Annotated in this window: 22 protein-coding genes; 12 read left to right on the top strand and 10 right to left on the bottom strand. The window is 65.7% G+C overall.

Going from position 1 to position 20,250, the window contains the following annotated elements:
* Positions 1 to 24 precede the first annotated feature (24 nt).
* The 3 genes from A9W99_RS16550 to A9W99_RS16540 all read left to right on the top strand — a co-directional run bounded on the left by A9W99_RS16550 (position 25) and on the right by A9W99_RS16540 (position 2,149).
* Positions 25 to 1,245, top strand: a complete 1,221-nt coding sequence (locus A9W99_RS16550; RefSeq protein ID WP_067380124.1) for an oxygenase MpaB family protein — start codon at positions 25 to 27, stop codon at positions 1,243 to 1,245.
* Entirely contained in the window at positions 1,242 to 1,550 is a 309-nt protein-coding gene (locus A9W99_RS16545) for a hypothetical protein (RefSeq protein WP_067380121.1), read from the top strand. Before A9W99_RS16550 ends, A9W99_RS16545 begins: the two co-directional genes overlap by 4 nt.
* A gap of 146 nt (positions 1,551 to 1,696) precedes the next feature.
* Positions 1,697 to 2,149, top strand: a complete 453-nt coding sequence (locus A9W99_RS16540) for a universal stress protein (protein ID WP_067380118.1) — start codon at positions 1,697 to 1,699, stop codon at positions 2,147 to 2,149.
* Between the two features lie 34 nt (positions 2,150 to 2,183).
* Here the strand turns inward: A9W99_RS16540 and A9W99_RS16535 are convergent, their stop codons facing one another.
* The gene (locus tag A9W99_RS16535) at positions 2,184 to 2,639 is read right to left on the bottom strand and encodes a helix-turn-helix domain-containing protein (protein WP_067380115.1); all 456 of its coding nucleotides are present in this window, start codon (positions 2,637 to 2,639) and stop codon (positions 2,184 to 2,186) included.
* Between the two features lie 78 nt (positions 2,640 to 2,717).
* Between A9W99_RS16535 and A9W99_RS16530 the strand changes: the two genes are divergently transcribed.
* From A9W99_RS16530 to A9W99_RS16520, 3 genes are read left to right on the top strand one after another with little or no spacing between them, the layout of a single operon-like run.
* Entirely contained in the window at positions 2,718 to 3,848 is a 1,131-nt protein-coding gene (locus tag A9W99_RS16530; protein WP_067380113.1) for an acyl-CoA dehydrogenase family protein, read from the top strand.
* Positions 3,845 to 4,813 carry an LLM class F420-dependent oxidoreductase gene (locus A9W99_RS16525; protein ID WP_067380110.1) on the top strand — a complete coding sequence of 323 codons (969 nt, stop codon included), beginning with the start codon at positions 3,845 to 3,847 and terminating at the stop codon, positions 4,811 to 4,813. Before A9W99_RS16530 ends, A9W99_RS16525 begins: the two co-directional genes overlap by 4 nt.
* A 1-nt stretch (position 4,814) precedes the next feature.
* The gene (locus A9W99_RS16520) at positions 4,815 to 5,828 is read left to right on the top strand and encodes an NADP-dependent oxidoreductase (protein WP_067380108.1); all 1,014 of its coding nucleotides are present in this window, start codon (positions 4,815 to 4,817) and stop codon (positions 5,826 to 5,828) included.
* 338 nt (positions 5,829 to 6,166) lie between these two features.
* Here the strand turns inward: A9W99_RS16520 and A9W99_RS16515 are convergent, their stop codons facing one another.
* Positions 6,167 to 7,339 (bottom strand): aromatic ring-hydroxylating dioxygenase subunit alpha, encoded by a 1,173-nt coding sequence (locus A9W99_RS16515; RefSeq protein ID WP_067380105.1) that lies wholly within the window; start codon positions 7,337 to 7,339, stop codon positions 6,167 to 6,169.
* 81 nt (positions 7,340 to 7,420) lie between these two features.
* Here A9W99_RS16515 and A9W99_RS16510 point away from each other — a divergent pair, with 81 nt between their 5' ends.
* The 3 genes from A9W99_RS16510 to A9W99_RS16500 all read left to right on the top strand — a co-directional run bounded on the left by A9W99_RS16510 (position 7,421) and on the right by A9W99_RS16500 (position 9,802).
* Entirely contained in the window at positions 7,421 to 8,029 is a 609-nt protein-coding gene (locus A9W99_RS16510; protein WP_067380102.1) for a TetR/AcrR family transcriptional regulator, read from the top strand.
* A gap of 66 nt (positions 8,030 to 8,095) precedes the next feature.
* On the top strand, positions 8,096 to 8,785 hold the full coding sequence (locus A9W99_RS16505; RefSeq protein ID WP_067380099.1) for a GAF and ANTAR domain-containing protein: 690 nt from the start codon (positions 8,096 to 8,098) through the stop codon (positions 8,783 to 8,785).
* Between the two features lie 27 nt (positions 8,786 to 8,812).
* Complete coding sequence (locus tag A9W99_RS16500; RefSeq protein ID WP_067380096.1) at positions 8,813 to 9,802, top strand: tocopherol cyclase family protein; 990 nt, start codon at positions 8,813 to 8,815, stop codon at positions 9,800 to 9,802.
* Between the two features lie 2 nt (positions 9,803 to 9,804).
* Here the strand turns inward: A9W99_RS16500 and A9W99_RS16495 are convergent, their stop codons facing one another.
* Positions 9,805 to 10,251 carry a GAF domain-containing protein gene (locus A9W99_RS16495; RefSeq protein WP_082930062.1) on the bottom strand — a complete coding sequence of 149 codons (447 nt, stop codon included), beginning with the start codon at positions 10,249 to 10,251 and terminating at the stop codon, positions 9,805 to 9,807.
* Positions 10,252 to 10,425: 174 nt separating this feature from the next.
* Between A9W99_RS16495 and A9W99_RS16490 the strand changes: the two genes are divergently transcribed.
* Together A9W99_RS16490 and A9W99_RS16485 are read left to right on the top strand one after the other, a co-directional pair.
* Positions 10,426 to 11,280 (top strand): lytic transglycosylase domain-containing protein, encoded by an 855-nt coding sequence (locus tag A9W99_RS16490; protein WP_067380093.1) that lies wholly within the window; start codon positions 10,426 to 10,428, stop codon positions 11,278 to 11,280.
* A gap of 47 nt (positions 11,281 to 11,327) precedes the next feature.
* Complete coding sequence (locus A9W99_RS16485) at positions 11,328 to 12,239, top strand: DUF808 domain-containing protein (RefSeq protein ID WP_067380090.1); 912 nt, start codon at positions 11,328 to 11,330, stop codon at positions 12,237 to 12,239.
* A 6-nt stretch (positions 12,240 to 12,245) separates the two neighbouring features.
* Here A9W99_RS16485 and cmaA2 read toward each other — a convergent pair whose 3' ends face one another.
* The 7 genes from cmaA2 to A9W99_RS16450 all read right to left on the bottom strand — a co-directional run bounded on the left by cmaA2 (position 12,246) and on the right by A9W99_RS16450 (position 19,938).
* A complete protein-coding gene (gene cmaA2, locus A9W99_RS16480; protein WP_067380086.1) occupies positions 12,246 to 13,151 on the bottom strand; it encodes a cyclopropane mycolic acid synthase CmaA2 in 906 nt (301 codons plus the stop codon).
* A 459-nt stretch (positions 13,152 to 13,610) separates the two neighbouring features.
* Positions 13,611 to 14,414 carry an SDR family NAD(P)-dependent oxidoreductase gene (locus A9W99_RS16475; protein WP_067380083.1) on the bottom strand — a complete coding sequence of 268 codons (804 nt, stop codon included), beginning with the start codon at positions 14,412 to 14,414 and terminating at the stop codon, positions 13,611 to 13,613.
* A gap of 15 nt (positions 14,415 to 14,429) precedes the next feature.
* A complete protein-coding gene (locus A9W99_RS16470; RefSeq protein ID WP_067380080.1) occupies positions 14,430 to 15,080 on the bottom strand; it encodes a TetR/AcrR family transcriptional regulator in 651 nt (216 codons plus the stop codon).
* Positions 15,077 to 16,222: a sulfotransferase gene (locus tag A9W99_RS16465; protein ID WP_067380077.1), complete on the bottom strand. Its 1,146-nt coding sequence runs from the start codon at positions 16,220 to 16,222 to the stop codon at positions 15,077 to 15,079. The genes A9W99_RS16470 and A9W99_RS16465 overlap by 4 nt, the downstream gene beginning before the upstream one ends.
* On the bottom strand, positions 16,219 to 17,424 hold the full coding sequence (locus A9W99_RS16460; protein ID WP_067380074.1) for a hypothetical protein: 1,206 nt from the start codon (positions 17,422 to 17,424) through the stop codon (positions 16,219 to 16,221). Before A9W99_RS16460 ends, A9W99_RS16465 begins: the two co-directional genes overlap by 4 nt.
* A 114-nt stretch (positions 17,425 to 17,538) precedes the next feature.
* Positions 17,539 to 18,198: a DUF732 domain-containing protein gene (locus A9W99_RS16455; RefSeq protein ID WP_172828890.1), complete on the bottom strand. Its 660-nt coding sequence runs from the start codon at positions 18,196 to 18,198 to the stop codon at positions 17,539 to 17,541.
* 45 nt (positions 18,199 to 18,243) lie between these two features.
* Entirely contained in the window at positions 18,244 to 19,938 is a 1,695-nt protein-coding gene (locus A9W99_RS16450; RefSeq protein WP_067380071.1) for a patatin-like phospholipase family protein, read from the bottom strand.
* Between the two features lie 37 nt (positions 19,939 to 19,975).
* Between A9W99_RS16450 and A9W99_RS16445 the strand changes: the two genes are divergently transcribed.
* The gene (locus A9W99_RS16445) at positions 19,976 to 20,242 is read left to right on the top strand and encodes a hypothetical protein (protein ID WP_067380068.1); all 267 of its coding nucleotides are present in this window, start codon (positions 19,976 to 19,978) and stop codon (positions 20,240 to 20,242) included.
* Positions 20,243 to 20,250: the final 8 nt, after the last annotated feature.

The following is a 20,250-nucleotide window of genomic DNA, read 5'->3' as shown; positions in this document are numbered from 1 at the left end:
AAACGTGAGGCTCAAGGAGCGGTGATGAACCTGCCAGTTCCGGCTCGCCATCCCGCGAAGCCTTTGGCGGTTCCGGCTGCCATCTGGTTGTTCGCGCGGCTGTTAGGGCTGCGTGAGCCCACGCCGGAGCAGTGGCGCAGGCTGGGCGAGCGGCTCACCGTCGGCGATGAGCCGATGGACCGACTCGTCGGGTGGATGGCGTCTGCCGGGATGGAGCAGATGCGGCCGCTGTTCGACCGGGCGCTTGCCCAGGGCATCGCGAATGTGCCAGATGCGCCGGACCCGTTGCGCGACTTTTTTGTTGGGGTGGAGTCGCTTCCGGATTGGGTGGACGCGCGCAAGCTACGCAGAGGAGAACGGGCGCTGCGCAGAGGTGGCGCCGACGGCATGTACGTCGCGCGTGACGTGTCACTGCTCGGCGGCTACCAATTTTCCGGATTCAACAAGACGCTGTTGCGGACCGGTGCGCTGGAGAAGGGCTCCAACAAGCGGTTCGCGGAGACCATGCAGTGGGCGATGGACGTCATCTCCGACGGCGGCCTGCAACCGTTGGCCATCGGTTACCGCTCGACCCTGCGGGTCCGGCTGATCCATGCGCTGGTGCGCCGGCATGTAGCGGCGATGCCCGACTGGCGCGCCGACGAATGGGGCCTGCCGGTCAATCAAACCGACATGGCGGCAACGCTGGTGGGCGCACTCATCGCACCACCCGTCGGCGCGATCGGGATGGGAATCGTCCCCACGCCGGGCGATTTGGACGCGATTGCGCACCTGACCCGCTACGTCGGCTGGCTGATCGGCGTGCAGGACGAATGGCTGCCGCGCACCTTCCGCGACGGGATGCGCGTGCTCTATCACACCTCCACCGCACTCGCCCGTCCCGACGAGTCCACCAAGCAGCTGGCCGTGCCCATGGCCGACGACCCTTTGGTCTGGCATTACCGCAGCATGCCCGGCCTGCGCCGGCGCCTGGCACGGGCCCAGCATCTGTCGGTGACCAGCGGTTTCCTCGGGCCGCGGGCGATGCGCGCGCTGGGCCTGCCGGCGTACGTGCCGCCTTGGTATCCGCTGTTGCGGATCCCGGTCAACGTGACCCGCAGTTTCGCGGCCCTGGCCATGCCCGGCGGTATGGACCGCGCGGCGGCCCGCGGACAACGCGAGCAGAAAGCGCTGCTGCACACCATCATTGGCGACGGCAACGCGACGATCGGCGACTCGGCGGCGCACATGGACAGGGTCGCGTGACGCTTTTCTCTTGGACGGTGAAAACATTTGCCGGAGTTGCCGTTTCGAGCACGGCCGTGGTGCTTGCGCCAATCGTTCATGCCGATCACACCGTTACCGCGACCCAGGCCTGCGGGGAGGCTCTCCCGGGATCGATACCGGTACAACTGACCTTCGAGTTGTCGTGCCAAGACCCCGAGGTATGGAAAAGGCAGGGAACGCTGCCGGGGACCGAAGCGATGCCTGCCCTGATGGCCCGGGTCTTTCCCGGTGCGTACCGGGTCAACCCCGCTAACCGTTGGTCGGACTGGGTGATTCCGGACTGACCGTCTTGTCGCGGTGGACCATGTAATGCCATGTGCGACAACCCTTAATGCGATGAGGGTTAGACCTCCGATCAGGTGATAGGAGCGGGCTGGTTTGGTTTGGCCTGCTTGCGGCTAGTCAATCGTCGAAATTTCGGGAGGATTCAATGAGCAAATACAAGGTTGTGGTGGTCGGTACCGACGGATCGGAGACGTCGTTTCGCGCGGTTGACCGCGCTGCGGCGATCGCTGGGGACTCGGGGGCAAAGCTCATTGTCGCCTCAGCGTTTCTCGATACCGATCACGATCCTGCCGGACCTGATCCTGATCAGCCCGGCAAAGAGGAATATCGGACCGAAGGCAACGCGCCCGTCTACGAAATGCTTCGCGAAGCCGCATGCAGGGCGCGTGACGCCGGTGCCACCGACGTCGAGGAGCGTGCCGTAGAAGGCGCTCCGGTGGACGCGCTGGTGCAGTTGGTCGAGGACGCTAAGGCTGATTTGCTTGTGGTCGGAAATGTCGGCGCCAACTCGATCGCCGGACGGATCCTGGGTTCGGTTTCGAGGGCTGTTTCTCGTCGCGCCAAAGCCGAGGTGCTGGTCGTCGAAACCGAAGATTGAGCAGCGAACCGCATAGCCCCGCGGCTGAACCGCGTCAGTAGCCCGGTCCGGCTTCCGGTGTCACATTGCGCGCGGTGATCTCCTCGCCGCAGTGCGCGCAGATCAGGCGCGGATCGGCGACTTCACCGCAGCTCTGATGGCGCAGCACGATCGGCGGCCCGTCGGGGAGCGGCAGGTGCTCGTCTCCCCACCGCATGAGGACGACGATCGCCGCGAAAAGGTCGTGGCCGGCCTCGGTGAGCCGGTACTCGTGACGCTCTGGATCCCGCGAATAAGGCACCCGGTCAAGCAAACCGACGTCCACGAGCATGCGCAGCCGCGACGAGAGGGTGGGACGGGGGATGTTGAGGTTGCGGGCGAGTTGCCCGAAGCGTTGCACGCCGAAGAACGCCTCGCGCAGGATGAGCAGGGTCCAGCGTTCCCCGACCAACTCGAGGGCCCGGCCGACCGACTCGCCTTCGAAGCGGTGGGACAGATCAGCAGCCGTCATAGGTCAACAACTGTACCCGGTTCAATAACTGAACCATAGATGGTAACGTAATTGAACCGCCGAGATCAGGAGCACGCGATGAGTCACAGCGCCACCGATATTGAGAGCGTCGCCGAGAAGATCGCGCTGTCGGCCCATGAGATGTCGGCGGAGATCGACCGCGAACGCCGACTTCCGGACGAGCTGGTGGCCCGCTTGAACGAGGCCGGGTTACTGCGCGCCACCATGCCGCGCGAGGTAGCGGCGCCGGAGCTGGTGCCCGGAGTGACACTGAGGTGCGCCGAAACGCTGGCGCGAGGCGACGCGTCGGCGGGTTGGTGTGTGTCGATTGCGATCACCAGCGCGTTGCTGGTCGCGTACCTGCCGGCATCCAGCCGCGACGAGATGTTCGGCGGCGGCCAGGGTGTCGCGGCGGGCGTATGGTCGCCGCGCGGTACGGCGAGATCGGTCGACGGCGGCGTTGTGGTGTCCGGGCGTTGGCCATTCTGCAGCGGCATCAACCACGCCGACATGTTGTTCGCCGGCTGCTTCGTCGACGATCGGCGGGTGCCGTCCGTCGTCGCGATGCCCAAAGGCGACCTGCGCGTCCTCGACACGTGGCACACCTTGGGTCTGCGCGGTACCGGCAGCCACGACAGCGTCGCCGACGAAGTCTTCGTGCCCGCCGATCGGGTGTTCTCGGTGTTCGACGGACCGATCCTGGACCGGCCGCTGTACCGGTTTCCGGTGTTCGGGTTCTTCGCGCTGTCGATCGGCGCGGCGGCGTTGGGCAACGCACGCGCCGCGATCGACGACCTCGTGGAGTTGGCCGGCGGGAAGAAGGGCCTGGGGTCGAGCCGCACGTTGGCCGAGCGCCCGGCGACCCAAGCGGCGGTTGCTGCTGCCGAGGCATCGCTAAGTGCCGCTCGCGCACTGTATTACGAGTCCATCGACGCGGCCTGGCGGGCCAGCCAGGCCACCGACGAAATGCCGGTGGCGTTGCGCAACCGGCTACGGCTGGCCGCCACACACGCGGTACGGACCTCGGCTGACGTGGTGCGCGACATGTATGACCTGGCTGGCGGCAGCGCCATCTACGACGGCGCACCTTTGCAGCGCCGGTTCCGCGACGCGTTCACCGCCACCGCGCACTTCCAGGTCAACGAGGCGTCTCGTGAACTGCCCGGCCGCGTCCTGCTTGACCAGGCCGCCGACGTGTCAATGCTGTGACGAATATCGAAGTGGCCCTGCCGTTTTGGCTCGACCGACCCGACGACGAGGCAATGGACGTTGCGCTGGCAGCATCGGAAACCGGGTGCGCCGCGGTGTGGGTCGGCGAGATGGCCACTTTTGACGCTTTCGCGCTGGCGACCGCGATCGGCCTGCGCGCGCCCGGGATGCCGCTGAAGATCGGGCCGCTGGCCGTCGGCGTTCGCGGCCCGGTGACGCTGGCGCTCGGAGTGAGTTCCGTCGCCTCCCTCACCGGCAGCCCGGTCGACATCGCCCTGGGCGCCTCGAGTCCCGCGATCGTGGCCGGCTGGCATGACCGTCCGTGGGCGCACCACGTGCCCGTCATGCGCGAAACCATCGAAAGCCTGCGCTCGATATTGACCGGTGACCGCGTCGACTACGCCGGCCGCTACGTGAGCAGCCGTGGTTTCCGGTTGCGTCATGCGTGCGCTGGCACCCGAATTGCTTTGGGCGCCTTCGGGCCGGGGATGATTCGGCTGGCAGCGCAGCACGCCGACGAAGTGGTCCTCAACCTTGCCTCGCCGGCCCGCGTCGCTGAGGTGCGTGCCGCGGTTGACGCTGCGGCGACCCGCGGGGCAGCACCTCGCCTGACGGTGTGGGTGCCGGTCGCGCTGGAGCCCGGTGCTGCCGCGCACGCCCAGCTGGCGGCTCAGCTGGCCGTGTATCTGGGTCCGCCCGGGTACGGCGAAATGTTCAGCGCGCTCGGTTTCGACGGCCTCGTCTCACAAGCGCGCTCCGGCGCGACCCGCCGCGAACTGGCCGCGGCCATCCCGGTCGAACTGCTCGACGAAGTGAGCGCACTGGGCTCTGTCGATCGAATTGCGGCCCGGCTGAATGCGTACTACCAAGCCGGCGCCGATTGCGTCGCGGTGGTGCCGTCCACCGCTGAGGACCCGGGAGCACGGGAAACGCTGACCGCGCTCAGCTCTGCGATGGAGGTGTGAATTGCCCGTCAATACTGTGTGCCGGCTGGCTGCCCGTCCGGTCGGCCTGCCCAAGCCGTCGGATTGGGAGATTTCCGACGAGCCGGCCGGGAGTCCGGCCGACGGCGAATTTCTGGTGCGGGTCGAGTACCTGTCGGTCGATCCGGCAATGCGGACATGGATGAACGCGGGCCGGTCCTACGTGCCGCCGGTGGAAATCGGCGAGGTGATGCGCGCGGGTGGCATCGGGCGCGTCATCGACTCGCGCCACCCGGAGTTCGCGGTGGGCGACCAGGTGTACGGCTTCTTCGGGGTGCAGCGTTACGCGATTTCCATCGGTGACGGCGTGACGCCGGTGGACACCACCCTGGCGCCGGCTCCGGTGCAGCTCGGCGCGCTCGGGATCAGCGGGCTGACAGCCTATTTCGGCTTGCTCGATGTCGGTCGTCCGCAGCCTGGCCAGACCGTCGTCGTCTCCGGCGCGGCCGGGTCGGTGGGCAGCATCGCCGGACAGATTGCGCGGATCAACGGGTGCCGGGCGGTCGGCATCGCCGGCGGTGAGGACAAGTGCCGATGGCTGGTGGAAGAGCTGGGTTTCGACGCGGCAATCGACTACAAAGCAGGTGGTCTGCGTCGGCAGCTGAAGACGCAGGCGCCCAACGGCATTGACGTGTTCTTCGACAATGTCGGGGGAGAGGTGCTGGAGGCGGGGCTGTCGCGGCTGGCTCGGGGCGCGCGCGTGGTGTTGTGCGGAGCCATCTCGCAGTACAACGCCACCGGCGAGCTGCGCGGCCTGAGCAACTATATGCAGCTGCTGGTGGCGCGGGCATCGATGACGGGCTTCGTGGTGTTCGACTACGCCGCTCGGTATGCCGAGGCCGTTGTGCAGCTTGCGGATTGGCTGAGCAGTGGTGAATTGCGTACACGAGAGCAAGTCATCCACGGCGATGTCGGCGACTTTCCCGAGGCGTTGTTGGCGCTGTTTCGCGGTGATAACACCGGCAAACTTGTTCTCGCGCTCGAGGGTGATTCCTAGCTGCTGCTTGTCTCTCGGCTGTTGCGCGCTAGGCGGTTTGTAGCTCTGAGCGTGAATCGTTGGCTTCGAGTGTGAATCGTTGGCATCGGGAGTGAAGCTTGGGCGGACATTCGCCGCCGATTCCACCGTACGCTCACAACGAAAGCCGTATGTTCACAACGAAAGCCGTGAGTTCACACCGAAAGTCACCGGCGACGCGCCGACTGGGACGCACAGCCCGCGACTGACAGGTTAAAGCCTCAATTTCGCAATGGCCCAACTAATTTGTCGCTCGGAGGTAGACAAAAAGACACATGCATTCTTTCCAGTGATTGGAGTGACAGAAGTGGCCCCAAACCCTACTGCAGCGCGATGCCGAGCTCCTCGGCGAACACCCTGATCATGTGCTGCACGCCAATCTCGTTGCGGCCGATGATCATGTGATCGTGCTGTCCGTGCCGCACCCCCTGCCCGCACTGCGGCAGCATCGCGAAGTCCTCGTCTCGCACGGCGGCGTGTACACCTTCGTAAATGGCGTCGTAGGCTTCCCGCATCTCGTCGGTCGTCGCGGGGACTCGGCCCATCCAGCTGTGCCGCACCGCGCACCGGGTTGGATCCCCGGCCGGCAGGATGTCAATGACCTCGACTCCCACCGGACTGTTGGCCAAGATCAGATTCGGGAAGACCCAGAAGATCACCCCCATGTTGGACTGTGGATCGCGGGCGGCGCCAGAGTCCTTCTCGAGGTTGAGAATCCAGTTGAACGGAAAGCCGAGCCGGTGATGCTTGCCGAACTCGTCATAGATAGACGTGTTGGCCAGCGTGTTCTGTCCGATCAGGCTCTCGCCGTGCACGAACGGGAAGTGGTATCCCTCGGCGAAGGCCTCCAGCGCGCTCTTCCACGACACGTCGGAGACGAACTCGCGTTCGGCGTGGTAGCCGAACGAGGCGTAGCCCATCGATTCCAGCTCCGGTCCGAGCAGGCCGAGATGCGCTGCGACGTCGATGCTTTCGCTCGCGTTAAGAACCGCCCAGATGAACCCGTGGCTTTCCTGCGACGGCAGCTCGACCAATCCGTAGTCGGCGGTGCGCATCGAGTCGAATCCGCTTCTGCCGGGCACCATGAACAGCTCACCGGTGTTCTTGTATGTCCAAGCGTGATACGGGCAGACGAACCGCGATGCGTTACCCGAACCGCAGGCCGGCATGGCGCCGCGATGCCGGCAGTAGTTCAGGAAGACGTGACTCGCCCCGGTGCGGTCGCGGGTCACCAATAGCGAATCCCCGAGGACCGAACGGACCACGAAGTCATTCTTCTGCGGCAACTGTGCCGACGGGACAATCGCCAGCGGCACCCGGCGCAGGATCTGAGACTCTTCGATCTCGGTGAGTTTGGGATCGCGGTAATAGTGCAGCGGGACTCGAAGTTCCCGCTCGGCCATGTCAGTGGTCCCGTTCAACGCGTGCTGCAACGCACGGCGGGTCAGCTCTTCGTCGTGACTGCCGGCCGGCGATTCGAGGGCGGAGTCCATCGCGCCTCCTTGACTGGGCTGGCCCTGACCATACATTGACCTATCTTTGTATTGTCAACCATCTGGTGCGACGATCGACGAATGCGCAGGCACGGCTGGTCGGGCGATATCCCGATTGATGACGAAGAAGCCAGACGGCGCATCATCGCAGCTGCGCGGGCGGCGATCGACGAATCTGGCGGCGTGAGCGTCTCGGCGGTCTCCCAATCACTCGGAGTCACCCGCCAGACGGTGTACCGGTACTTCCCGACACAGGAGGCCCTGCTGGCCGGGACCGCGATGTCAGCGGTCAGCGGTTTCCTCGACCGCCTGGCTGCCGAGCTTGGCTGGATCAACAACCCGACCGACGCCGTGGTCGAGGGCATCGCCTACACCTTCGAGCGACTGCCGCACGACCGATACCTCAGCCTGGTCATGCAACCGGGCAAGGCCAGCGCCTTCACCGCGGGTGTGACCTCCGATGTCGCCATCGGCTTCGGCCGGTCAATCCTGCAGCGTTTCGATATCGATTGGGCGACAGCTGGTTTCGCTGAACGCAAGCTCGATGAGCTGGTCGAGTTCATGCTCAGGATCCTGCAGTCGCTGATCGTCGATCCCGGCCGTCCGCAGCGTAGCGGCGACGAGCTGAGGCGTTATCTGCGCGAATGGGTCGCTCCCGCGGTTCGGGCACATTCGACGCACTCGGCATGACGGCGCGGCACCCGCCGTGCTTGACTGCACGGTTTAGCCGCCGTCAGACGGGGCAAACTCAAGCGCATGTCTCAGCAATCCAGCCACGAGTTGGCGGTTCGCATGGCCGAGCTGGCCCGTTCGATGGCCGTCCCGCGCGGGGCTGAAGACATCTTCCAAGAGGTCACCACCGCCGCGGTGGAGCTGATCCCGGGCGTCGACACGGCGGGAATCCTGCTGATCAAGAAGGGCGGAGACTTCGAGTCGCATGCCGGTACAGACGGACTGCCGCACGAACTCGACGAATTGCAGCACACCTTGCAGGAGGGTCCCTGCGTGGACGCCGCACTCCACGACGTCATCGTCCGCACCGACGACTTCCGTGAGGAAACCCGCTGGCCGGCGTACTCGGCTGCCGTCCTGAAGCTCGGTGTGCTCAGCGGACTGTCCTTCCGGCTCTATACCCACGAACGCACCGCGGGTGCGCTGAATCTGTTCGGCTTCCAGCCGGCGGAGTGGGATACCGAGCGCCAGACGATCGGAACGGTGCTTGCCGCCCATGCCGCCGCCGCCATCATGTCTCACCGCCACGGCCGGCAGCTTCAATCCGCCCTGTCGAGCAGGGATCGCATCGGTCAGGCCAAGGGCATCATCATGGAGCGCTTCAACGTCGATGACATGCGTGCGTTCGATATGCTGCGGCAACTTTCCCAGGAGGGCAACACCCCACTGACCGAAATTGCGCAACGTGTGATCGACACGCGCGGGGATTCATAGGCGGGACGGCGGGGTACCAACAAGGCCGTGGACATCGTTGGTTCTCTCGCGCACACCGGTCAGCGGCTTGTCTCAATCTATCGGCGGACCGGTGCCGATGTGCCGTTCGGGGATCCGCTGCCCTCGCACGGCACTGAGATGGAGGGATGGTTCTGGCGGCTTTCCGACCCGGTCGACGGGCGAGTGGTGGTGGCCCTATGCAGCGCGAACCGTCACCCCGACGGCGACTGGTCGACGGCCGCGATTGCTCTGCACCCGGGGGGAGTGGTGCGTTCGGCTGCGATCGACGGCGTCAGCGCTGACCGCACCCGCTTCTCGGTGAGGGCCCATGCGGGGTCCGACATCGTCGACGCCGACCGCGACCAGCTCAGGATGGTCATCGGCGACAGCGAGGTCAATCTGAAGCTCACGCAGGAACGCCGGTGGCCCAAAGCATTTGGCGGGGGCGGGGTGTTCTCGTCGGTACCGTTCCTGAACCAGTATTGGCATCCCTACCGGCTGGGCGGCAAGGCTTCGGGGACGGCGACCGTCGGCGACGAGACCTGGACGTTCAGCGACGCCACCCTGTACTGCGAACGCAACTGGGGGGCGGGTTTCCCACTGCGCTGGTGGTGGGGCCAGGCCCACGACTTCGGCGGGGACGACGTGTGCGTGGCTTTCTCGGGCGGCCTGCTGGAGCTGGGCCCACTGAAACGAGATGTCACCGGAGTCGTTGTGCGACTGGAAGATCGGGTGCTGCGGATCACCCCGCCCGCGCTGGTGTCGTCCAGTTGCGACGGGCAGCGGTGGCACATCGACGCGCGTACCGGGCGCTATCGGGTCGAGCTGGACGGCCGTGGTGTCGGCGCCGGACCGCACGTGCTTCCGGTACCGCTGCCGGCCGAGCGCCGCAACATTGACACCGACTACGAATACTTGGCCGGTACCCTGCGGTGCAGGGTCCGGGAATGGGGCCGCACCATCTTCGACGGCACCTCGGAGCTCGCGGGCTTGGAGATCGGCAGCCGACCCGCGTGAACTCACTGTCGCGCTGAAGCGTCCCAGATCCGTTGTGTCTCTTGGCCTACCGACGAGTGGTGAGTCTGCTGGAAGTTCCGCCCACCGCGGCCGAAGGTGGCCACCACGGCGTCGGGCACTTGCGGCTCCAGTAGCGGCTCGGACAGCCAGTCACACGGCCGCACATGCACCAGATCGACGGCCGCGGCGGCCGGGTCGTTGTCATAGCGGTACTCGCCGCAGATCCGGCCGAGCCAGAACAGCCCGTCGGTGTCGCGGGTCCACACGAACGAACCGTCCGCCACCGCAGCGAACCGCGCGACCCGACCGTCCAGCCGGGTCTGCTCTTCCGGCCCGCTCACCAAGCGACCGAATCCGCAAAGACCGAGCCGGCGCGCGCGCTCGATGGTCGCGCGGCTGTCGACGGCGTCGCTGCGGGATCGCATCGGCGCTCGGTAAACGGCGGCCATGGTGGACATCATGCGCCCACCGTTGTCCGGGTGCGCGCACAGTCACCCGTATAGTCGAGCTATTCAGCGTCCGGCCTGAGCCGGCCTCGTTCGCAAGGAGCAAAGATGCGCACGGCTCCCGCACATAGATTCGGTGTAAAGCGGTGCAGTACAGCACTTCTCGTTGTCACGATCATGTTGGGGGTGGGCGCGTGCTCACCGGTGCGCACCACGTCCACTGCCACGCCGTCTCCGATAGCGACCACGCTGCCGGCGGAGCCGGCGCTGGCTTCGGACCCCGCGGTGCTCGGCGCCGATCTGGCCGCCGACGAACAGACGCTGCGTGACCCTTCGGCGTCGGAGGGTGCGCTGGTGTCGGCGGCGCTGCGTCAGCAGGCGGCCTACCGCGCCATCGGGCGGCACCCCGAGTGGGAGGCGACCGCGCGTGGGAAAATCCCCGCTTCGCTCGTCGGAGCCTACGACCGCAACGTCTCGGCCCGTCACCACCTCACCGCGCTCAACAGGGGAGAAGCCAAAAACACCCTGCCCGCCTGGCGCATCGAATCCCCGGCGCCCGCCGACGTATTGCTTGGCCTCTATCACGAAGCGGAAGCGGCTAGCGGCGTCGGTTGGAACTACCTGGCGGCGATTAACCTGGTGGAAACCGGCTTCGGCCGCATCATCGGCCCCAGTACCGCCGGCGCGCAGGGTCCCATGCAATTCCTGCCCTCGACGTTCGCCAGCTACGGCAACGGCGGCGACATCGCATCGCCGCACGACAGCATCCTGGCGGCCGGTCGCTTCCTGGCCGCAAACGGCTTCGCCAACGACCGCGACCGCGCCATCTTCGCCTACAACCACTCCGGCGAGTACGTCGGCGCGATTGACGACTACGCCGCGGTGCTGGGCAGTGATCCGGCCGCATTCGCGGGCTACTACCGGTGGGATATCTACTACTTCACCACATCGGGTGATGTGCTCCTGCCCGTCGGTTATGCGCAGAGCCAGCGGATACCCGTCGCCGACTACTTGGCGAGTCATCCGCAGTAGAAGGCGTACCCGCAGCGGGTAGCCTGCAACGCGATGGTGGGGACGCGATGAGTGCAGGGCTGTTCGGACTGCTGGACGATGTTGCGCTTCTCGTGCGGCTGGCCGCCGCCAGCGGTCGCGCTACAGCCAAGACCGCGGGAGTCGTCATCGACGACACGGCGGTGACGCCGCAATACATCCACGGCATCGCGGCCGAACGCGAATTGCCCATCATCAAGCGCATCGCGAAGGGGTCCCTGCGCAACAAGCTCGTAGTGATCCTGCCTGTCGCCATGCTGCTCAGTCAGTTGGCGCCAATGCTGCTGAGTCCGATCCTGATGCTCGGCGCCACGTATCTGTGTTATGAGGCCGCGGAAAAAGTGTGGGGCAGCATCCGCGGACATAACGGCGAGACGGCGCCGGCCGACGAAGACGGCATGGTGGCCGGGGCGATCCGGACGGACTTGATCCTGTCCGCCGAGATCATGGTCATCGCTCTGAACGAGGTGGCGGATCAGCCGTTCGTGCCGCGGCTCGTCATCCTTGTCGTGGTCGCCCTGGTCCTCACCGCGGCGGTGTACGGCGTCGTCGCCGTCGTCGTCAAGATGGACGACGTCGGCCTGAGCCTGACGCAGACCACCTCGCGCATCGGACAGAAGGTCGGTGCGGCCCTAGTGGCAGCGATGCCCAGGGTTCTCGCAACGCTTTCGGTGGTCGGAACGCTGGCAATGCTGTGGGTCGGCGGCCACATACTGCTGACGGGCGCCAACCGCCTGGGCTGGCACACCCCGTACGACCTGCTGCATCACCTTGAGAAACATGTTCAGCATGCGGTCGCAGTGGTCGGTGGTGTGCTGTCCTGGCTGGTCGAGACGGGGGTGTCCGGGGTCGTCGGGCTGGTCGTCGGAGCCGTGGCGTTCGTCGTCGTACGCCTGCTGTCGTTGCTGCGGCGGCGAGTTCGCTCCAGCTCGTCGCCGTAGCAGTGGCTATTTGACCAGGGTGAACTGGCAAACGTCGGTGTAGTGGTCGCGGAACAGGTCCGAGCATCCCCTCAGGTAGTGCAGGTAGATGTCGTAGACCTCCTGGCCCTGCAACGCGATGGCTTCCTCTTTGTGTGCTTCCAGCGCCGCCGCCCAGGCGTTCAACGTGGAAACGTAGTTCGACCCGATCCGGTGGTGACGCTCCACCCTGAAACCGGCCTGCGATGAGTAGTGGTCAACCTGCGGGATCTGGGGCAGCCGACCGCCGGGGAAAATCTCGGTCAGAATGAACTTGATGAAGCGCAGCAGGCTCATCGGCGCCGTCAGCCCCAACTCCTTGGCCTCGTTGGCATCGGGCACGATGATCGTGTGCAGCAGCATCCGTCCGTCGTCCGGCATGACGTTGTAGCACATCTTGAAAAAGCTTGCGTAGCGCTCGATTCCGGCATCGCCCGCGCCGTCGGCGAAGTGCTCGAATGCCCCGATCGACACGATGCGGTCCACCGGCTCGTCGAACTGTTCCCAACCCTGTAGCCGCACTTCCTTGCGCCGCGGGCTGTCCATCTCGGCGAACTTCTGCTTGTTATGGGCCACCTGGTTTTCGCTGAGGGTCAGGCCGATGACGTTGACGTCGTACTTCTCGATCGCGTGGCGCATGGTCGAGCCCCAGCCGCAGCCGATGTCGAGCAGCGTCATACCCGGCTTGAGGCCCAGCTTGCCCAGCGCCAGGTCGCGTTTGGCGCGTTGAGCTTCTTCCAGCGTCATGTCCGGACGCTCGAAGTAGGCGCAGCTGTAGGTCATCGACGGGTCGAGCCAGAGCTTGAAGAATTCGTTCGATCGGTCGTAGTGCGACTGCACCGCTTCGATCGGCGGTGATAGCTGAGGGCCTGCTTCTGCCCCGTGTGACGTCATGGCGCCGACGGTACTTTTCCGTCCGGAGCGACGCAACGACCCAAGCCAGCCACACTTTCCGTTTGCCGGCTAGGCCGGATAGGAGGCCGGCCGCATCTACTGAGGTGGCCCGCACAAAGTGCCCGGAGTTCCCGGCGGCGGTGGTTCGAGGTCAGCCTGTGCCACCGCGGGCGTTTTGCTGTGAATCCTTGACTTTGGGTGTGAATCGTCGGCTTTGCCTGTGCAGCCAGGGCGCAAATCCGCGCAGATTTCGCGCCCTTCGCTCACACCGAACGCCGTCAGTGCACACCCAAAGCCGTCAGTACACACCCGCAGCTGATCCGTCGGGGTATGAGCATCCGCACCGATTTTGCCGGCGCTCGAAGGCGCGCTGGTCGCACTGATACCGCCGGCGATATCGCATCACAGACCGCAACATGGCTCGCTTTCCCGGTACGCAAGTGGCGCCTGTGACGGACCTCAGATGAAGTCCGAGCCGCCGTCGACGTTCACCGAGGCACCGGTGACATAGCCGTTGCGTCGGGACACCAAGTAGGCGGTGATCGACGCGATCTCTTCGGGAAGCCCGGCGCGGCCGAGGTCGCATGGCTGATCGAAGTACTTGTCGATCCAGGTCATGACGTCGGTCGGATCGGTGGCATCGAGGCCGTCGGCGGCGAGGACGTCTTTGAGCTGTTCAGTGAAGCTGGCCGTGACGATGGTGCCGGGACACACGCAATTTACCAAGATGCCTTCCCCGGCAAGGCTTTTCGACAAGTTCTTGGTGATGCTGGAGAGCGCCGCTTTCGATGCCGTGTAGGCGACGATCCGCGGGTTCTGGCGCTGAATCGAGTGCGCCGACAGCGTCACGATGCGAGCCCAGTCAGCGGCACGCAGCAAGGGCAACGCCGCGCGAATCGAGCGCACCCCCGACATGGTGCCAAGGGTGAACGCGGCGTCCCACCCCTCGTCGTCCAACTGCTCGAAATACCCGTCGCCTGGTCCAATGGTGTGCACCAGGCTGTTGAGTTGACCCCAGCGCTCGGCCACAGCGGCGAAGCCGGCGGTGATCGAGGCGGCATCGGCCATGTCGACGCTGATTCCCACCGCGTCGGGAGCGCCGGCGCCCTGAAGCCTTTCCACTGCGGCGTCGAGTCCTTCCCGGTTTCGGGCCATCACCGCCACGCTGGCTCCCTCGGCCGCCAAGGTTTCCGCGATGGCCAGCCCCATGCCCTTGCTGCCGCCGGTGACAACGGCTCGTGATCCCGCAAATCCCAGATCCATCGCAACTCCTCGTGATCAGTGCGGTGCGGACAAAAGTGCGATTGTTTCGGGCGCTGTGCCCAGTCCGCGCAGGCAGAAAGTGAGCAGATGCCGGCGGACATCGGTGCGCTCGCAATCGCCTGTGGCCCAATGCCGCTCAGTGCTCGCCCACACCACACCCTGAATGGACTGCGCCGCGCTGACGGGGTCGATCTCGTGAAACACGCCCAGCTCGAGTCCGCGCTGTAACTGTTCCATCAGCGGCTCGAGCATCGAGGCGTAAGCGGGCTGGATCAGCTCGGGAGCGGCGAACATCTGCGACTGCGCCTCCAGCGACAGGCGACGCAGATCGGATTTGACGCTCTCGTCGAACGCCAGGTCGAGTCGTCCGTCGATCCAAGCCGCCACCGCCTCCACGGGAGTCGACGCGCCCGCCATTTTCCTTCTCAGCCTGAGCATCTCAACGCGTGCCATCTCCAGAAAGATCGCCGCGACCAACTCGTCCTTCGATTCGAAATGGCGGTAGAAGGCGCGGGTGCTCAGCTGCGCACGTTCCAGAATCGTCGAGATGCTCAGGCCTCGAACCCCTTGCTCGCGAACGGCTTTCGCCGCGGCGTTCAGAATGGCGTTTCGCACGTCGGGGTCGGGAGGAAGCTTGTTCCGCCGCCGCGTCGCCGGCCGTGTCATGCGCTCGCGTCGTAGGTGCGCAGGTACTGTGCAAACCGTTCCCGAACACCGTCCGGAGTCAGGCCGTAGTCGGCCAGGTCGTAGTCGTGGGATCCACGGGAGCCGGGCCGGTGCTCGCGAGCCCACTGCTCGACCGAATGAACCGTCGCGTCGGTGAAGTCCAGGCCCAGGGATTCGTACGCCGCCGCCAGGGTTTTCACTGGGTCGCTCTGCAGGTCTGCGAAGGCCACGTCGGCGAACCGGTCGTCGCCGGCGCGCTCGCGGAAGTCCATCGCTCTCCGCACGCCCTCGGCCCAGCTGTCCAGTTGCTCGGCGCCGAGTTCTTCCGGGTCGTCCCGGTCGCTACTCCAGCTACGGACGTGCCGGATGAGACTGCATACCGAGCCCAGGACTTTGGCCGGATCGCGGTGGCTCCACATGAATTTCGCGTTCGGGTACGCCTCGACGAGGGCATCGAGGGCGAACATGTGCACCGGCGTCTTGAGATGCCAAAGAACCGGTCGACAGTGCCATTGCAGGAGTTTGAGCACCCGACGGTGGAACGTGTAGGTCTCGCGCATATCGCAATTCATCAGCCACGCAACATATCCCGGAACGCGTACGACTCCGTCGAAATGGAAGGTACGAAAACTCATACCCATCAAGTCCTGACATTCGGTCGGGGCCGTTGCCTCGGAGTTGTAGAGCGTCTTCATCAACGGGAACATCTTGTGTAGCATCTTCAGGCCTGCCTCGGCCTGCGCGATGCGGGGATCGGTGTGCTGGGTGGCAGCCTCGGGTGGCGGAGTCGGAGCTTGCGATTCCCACATCCGCAATGAGCGGAACTGGGGGTCGGCCGCCACCAGTTGACTCAAAGCCGTTGTGCCGGTGCGGGGTAACCCGATCACGAAGACCGGGCCACCGACAACCTCGTCGTCGATCTCGGGATGCCGCGCGTAGGTGTCCTCGATTTTGAGGCGCTGAATCAGGGCGTTGCTGATGGTGGCGTGCTGGATGACCTTGCCCATCTCTGACAGGCCGGCTTCGGTGTTCAAGGCTTCGACGGTGCGCTCCAAGCCTTCCCGGTAATAGGGCGAGCCGAAGTCGTCGAGGCCGGTCGCGGCGCGGGCCCCGTCCTCCAGCCGGTCGGCCGAGAACGTCATCGTGCGAACCTTTCGGCTACCGCGCGGCGGCGCTGCGCCAGCACGGACGCCCGCTCGTCGGGGGTGATCTTCCTGGTCTGCGCGGGCAACGCCGACGCGATGTCATCGAACGACACCAGCCGGGTGCTCGGTGTCGGCGCCGTTGCGGTGCGCACGCACCGCAGGATCACCGGTCCGTTGCTGAAGCCGGCGGTGTCAAGCCAGTTCGCGACCCCGGGATCGCGTCCGCACAGCACCACTCGGACCAGTCCGTCGGAGTCCACCACGGCTTGATGCCCGTTCAGGCTGGACTGGTGGCGACCGTAGTTAATGGTTTCCCACCACGGGTTACCGAGCGAGTAACTCCAGTACACGCCCTCGGGTGGTTCGACTTCGAGGATCAGCGCCTCATCAGGTCCAAGCTCCCAGCGGCCGATCACGGGCCTGTTCTCCGCGGCCGCGCCGATTGCGGTGCGGTCGATCGGCGGCAGGAACCCGTTGACCGGTGCCGCGGCGCCGAATTGCAGAAAGAACTGCAGGTTGTCGTGCACGAAGTCGCCGAGCGCGACCAGTTGCCGGGACAGCGCAACGTCCGGATCGACCGACGGACTCGCGGCTTCGACTGAGCGGCCGAGTCTTTCGATGTGCAGCGACGACGGCACCTCGGTGTCCCAGTCGTAGAAGAAGTGGCGCACGGTCAGGGTGGGATGAGCTCCCTCGATGCGCATCCAGTTTCCGTCCCGCTCCTCGGCGGACAGCACGACCTCGAAGTCACCGTTGGCGTCCACCACGAGTTCGTCGACCAATTCGTTTGCGGTCGAGACGATTCCGTTCATGGTCTGCAGCCCAACATAGCGAGCGGAGCCGCGGTTGCCGAAGAGCCGATAGCTTTCACCGTCGCGCAGGGTGGCGCGGGTGTAGATGCAGTCCGGACACTCCATACCCCAGGTGATGATGTCGTCGGTGCTGGTGCGCCGGACGGCCAGGATCGGATCCGGGTCGAAACGCACTGCCTCGTCGATGCCGGCGGCAAGCAGCACCAGCAGATGCCGCATACCCGAGGCGAAGTCGAACCGGCTCCGATTCACCGGATCGGATTCGACGACCTGTGCCGCTTCTTCGAGCCGCCGCGTCAGGTGCGACCAGGCCTGCGCCAGAAATAGGTCACCCTCCGGCCCGGCGGACAACGACGCCTCCGCGATCGAGAACGGTAACCACGCCATCGGCCTATCCGCCACGCTCACCGCTCCTCGGGGTACGCGTTATCTGAAAACAGCGTTTTCACTTAATGCTGAATCACTATTGCTGCCAACCGGCGAAGTTGTCAACAACTGGTTTCAGCGGCGCTGCGGGCAGTACGCCTGAATCGAGACGTCGATGTAGTCGTCGGCCTTGCTGGCGAGGTCGGGATTGCCCTGCCGGAACGCGTCGGTTTCGGCCTGCCTGGTCACGCCGCGGCTGAGGTCGTTGCAGACCATCTTGCCGTTGGCGATAGCGGTCTCGGGATTGCTGAAAGTGATGCCCTTGTTGTTGAGGGACTGGATGTATCTCTTGTCCTGATCCGGGGTTGACGTGATTGACGTCGGGGTCGGCCCGGCCGTCGCCGAGTTCGCCGGTTCGGCGGACGTAAGTGTGGTCGGAGCCGGCGAGGGCGCGGCTTTGGTAGGAGAGCTCCCCGGGGTTAACAGCCAACGCCCCAACACAATTGCCCCGGCCAACACCAGCCCGGCGGCGACCAGCAGACCCGCGATACGCAGAGTCGCGGACCACGACTGGCCGGTGGCCGCTTCCCGGGGCTCTTCCTCGTGGAAGTCGTCACCCAAGTCGTCCTTGCCGAAGTCATCGCCGCTCGACCACGCCAGCTCAACCTTGTCGGTGGGGCGTGTATTCGGCATTGCGGTGGTTTGACCGCCGCCGAGTGGTGCGGCAACGGTCTGGCCGCCGTCTAGTGGGGCGGCGACGGTGGGGTCGGACGGCCGCCGGGGGCGCTTGGCCATGAGGGCCATGGTAGCCACCCAAACCCCGAACCCGCCGTATCTGCGTCAAGTCAGGTAACGGTTGCGCCATCGGGCGAAGCGACCCGTCGGCAGGTGAATCGCAGCCATCACCGAGCTCATCGACGACGCCACCGACTTCGCGTGTGCCTTGGGCTCACCGGGAACCGGCGGCGCGTCCCCTTCCCACCACGTCGGCTCCAGCAGTGCCGATGTCACCGGAATCGCCTTCTCGACGCTGTCGCGCCCCCAGGTGCACGCTCGGTCGATGGCCGCGACCGAGGGTGCCAGGTTGATCGGCGACAACGTCGGCGCGAACCGCACCAGATGGTCGGCGTAGGGCGCGTTGCGCAGCATCTGCAACTGGATCGCCTGCAGGATCGGCGCCAGCCACAAGTGCCGCGAGTCCCACTGCGGCTGGAAGCAGTCGAAGGCCAGATAGCACGCGTTGCGGGTGCCGAGCTTGCCGTCGCGCACTCGTTTCCACGCCAGCTCGACCGGCACGTTGCTCGCCGCCCCGCCGTCCACGAGAGCCGCGACCTCTTTTTCCTCGCACAGCTCGTCCAGGATCGGGATCATGTCGGGGTCGCTGGTCTCGTGGTGCAGCACGCCGGGGATGGCCGACGAAAACGACGCCGCGTCAATGACATTCAGGTCGCGGGCCGGGTCGTCGCCGCTGATGACTATCGGCTTGACCACTCGCACGTCGATGAAGGCCGAGACCTGCCACATGCGGGCACCCACCCGCGGCCCGATACCGATCGGAATGAAGGGAAGCGAACGTCCCTGCAGCGCCGCCAACTCGGGACGCCGAAACTTCGACGGCAGCGCCCGATAGGGCTGCTTGCGCACACCGGCGACGACGACGTCGAAGGGGATCGCCAGCTCCGACATTCGCATCAGCTCGCCGTCCTCACGGCTGAGCAGGGCGCGCGCGAACTGGTCGAAGCGCAGCGCGAACAGGCCGGCCAGACCGTGGCGGCGGCGCATCCGCTCGGGCCCGAGGATCGCGCGGTAGGACACCGACTTCGCCCAGTCGACGTACTCCTCGATCGGCACCGGCAGCGTCCGCGCCACCAGGCTGCCCATGATCGAGCCGAACGACGAGCCGATCATGTAATCGGGCACCCGGCAGGCCTCCAGCAGCCGCTGCATGCCGCCGATGTAGACAAAACCAGCACCGCCGCCGCCGCCGAGGACCGTGACGAGCTTTTTGTAGCCGACCTCGGCGTCCAGCTCGGCGGGGGAGAAGTCGTTTCCGTGGCGTTCGATGAGTACCTGCCGCTGGTCGTCCTGGTCGGCGGCTAAGGAGGCGAGCGCGTCTCGTGCTGTTGTCAGCGCCGTGACGGGGTCCCGCTCCTCGCGCAGCGGTCCGTACAGCGCGTCGCTGACCCGGGACCGCCAGGGCGCCACCTCAGCACCGACGGCGATGTCCCCGCGACCACGGCTACCGCCGGGACCGGCAGCCCCAGGCTCGAAGTCGTCGAGTCTGACGAAGTTGAGGATGTAGCGCAGCTTGCGCAGCTGCTCGCTGCTCAACACGTCCGGCGTGGACAGGTGCAGCCGGACGAGCCGGTTTTCCATTCGCTGCAGCAACAGAGCCGGCTCGGCATCCGGCAGGTCGACCGTCTCCAGGGCAGCATTGGTGCCGGACGCCTCGTCCTCGGCTTCCTCGATGAGCTCGAGCTCGGGGCCGCGTTCCCGCAGGCGGCTTCGCAGCGCGTCGACGAACGGGATCTGCATGAGGACCAACCCTCTCATGGTGACGTAGCGTCAACACATGGTCCAAGGCACGAGGGCCCGGCTTCAGCGTGTGGTGAACTACCAGATCAGCATTGGAGCCCTGCTCGAACTGGCGGTGTGGCTGGCGATTCCGTACCTGTGTCTGGGCGCGGCCTGGACGGTTGTGCATCCGGTGCAGACTCAGCAGATGCAACGCCGGCTGGAACAGATATCGCCGGTAGGAGCCGATCTGGGGGCGTTCCTGTTGACGACGGCACTCTGGCCGGCTTCGCTGCAGATCGCGGATGGCTGCCGGGACAGGTGACGCGAGCG

Source organism: Mycobacterium sp. 1164966.3, assembly GCF_001665395.1.
Classification (GTDB): Bacteria; Actinomycetota; Actinomycetes; order Mycobacteriales; family Mycobacteriaceae; genus Mycobacterium.
The sequence above is the reverse complement of the archived record's forward strand: the minus strand, read 5'-3'. Positions and strand labels throughout refer to the sequence as shown.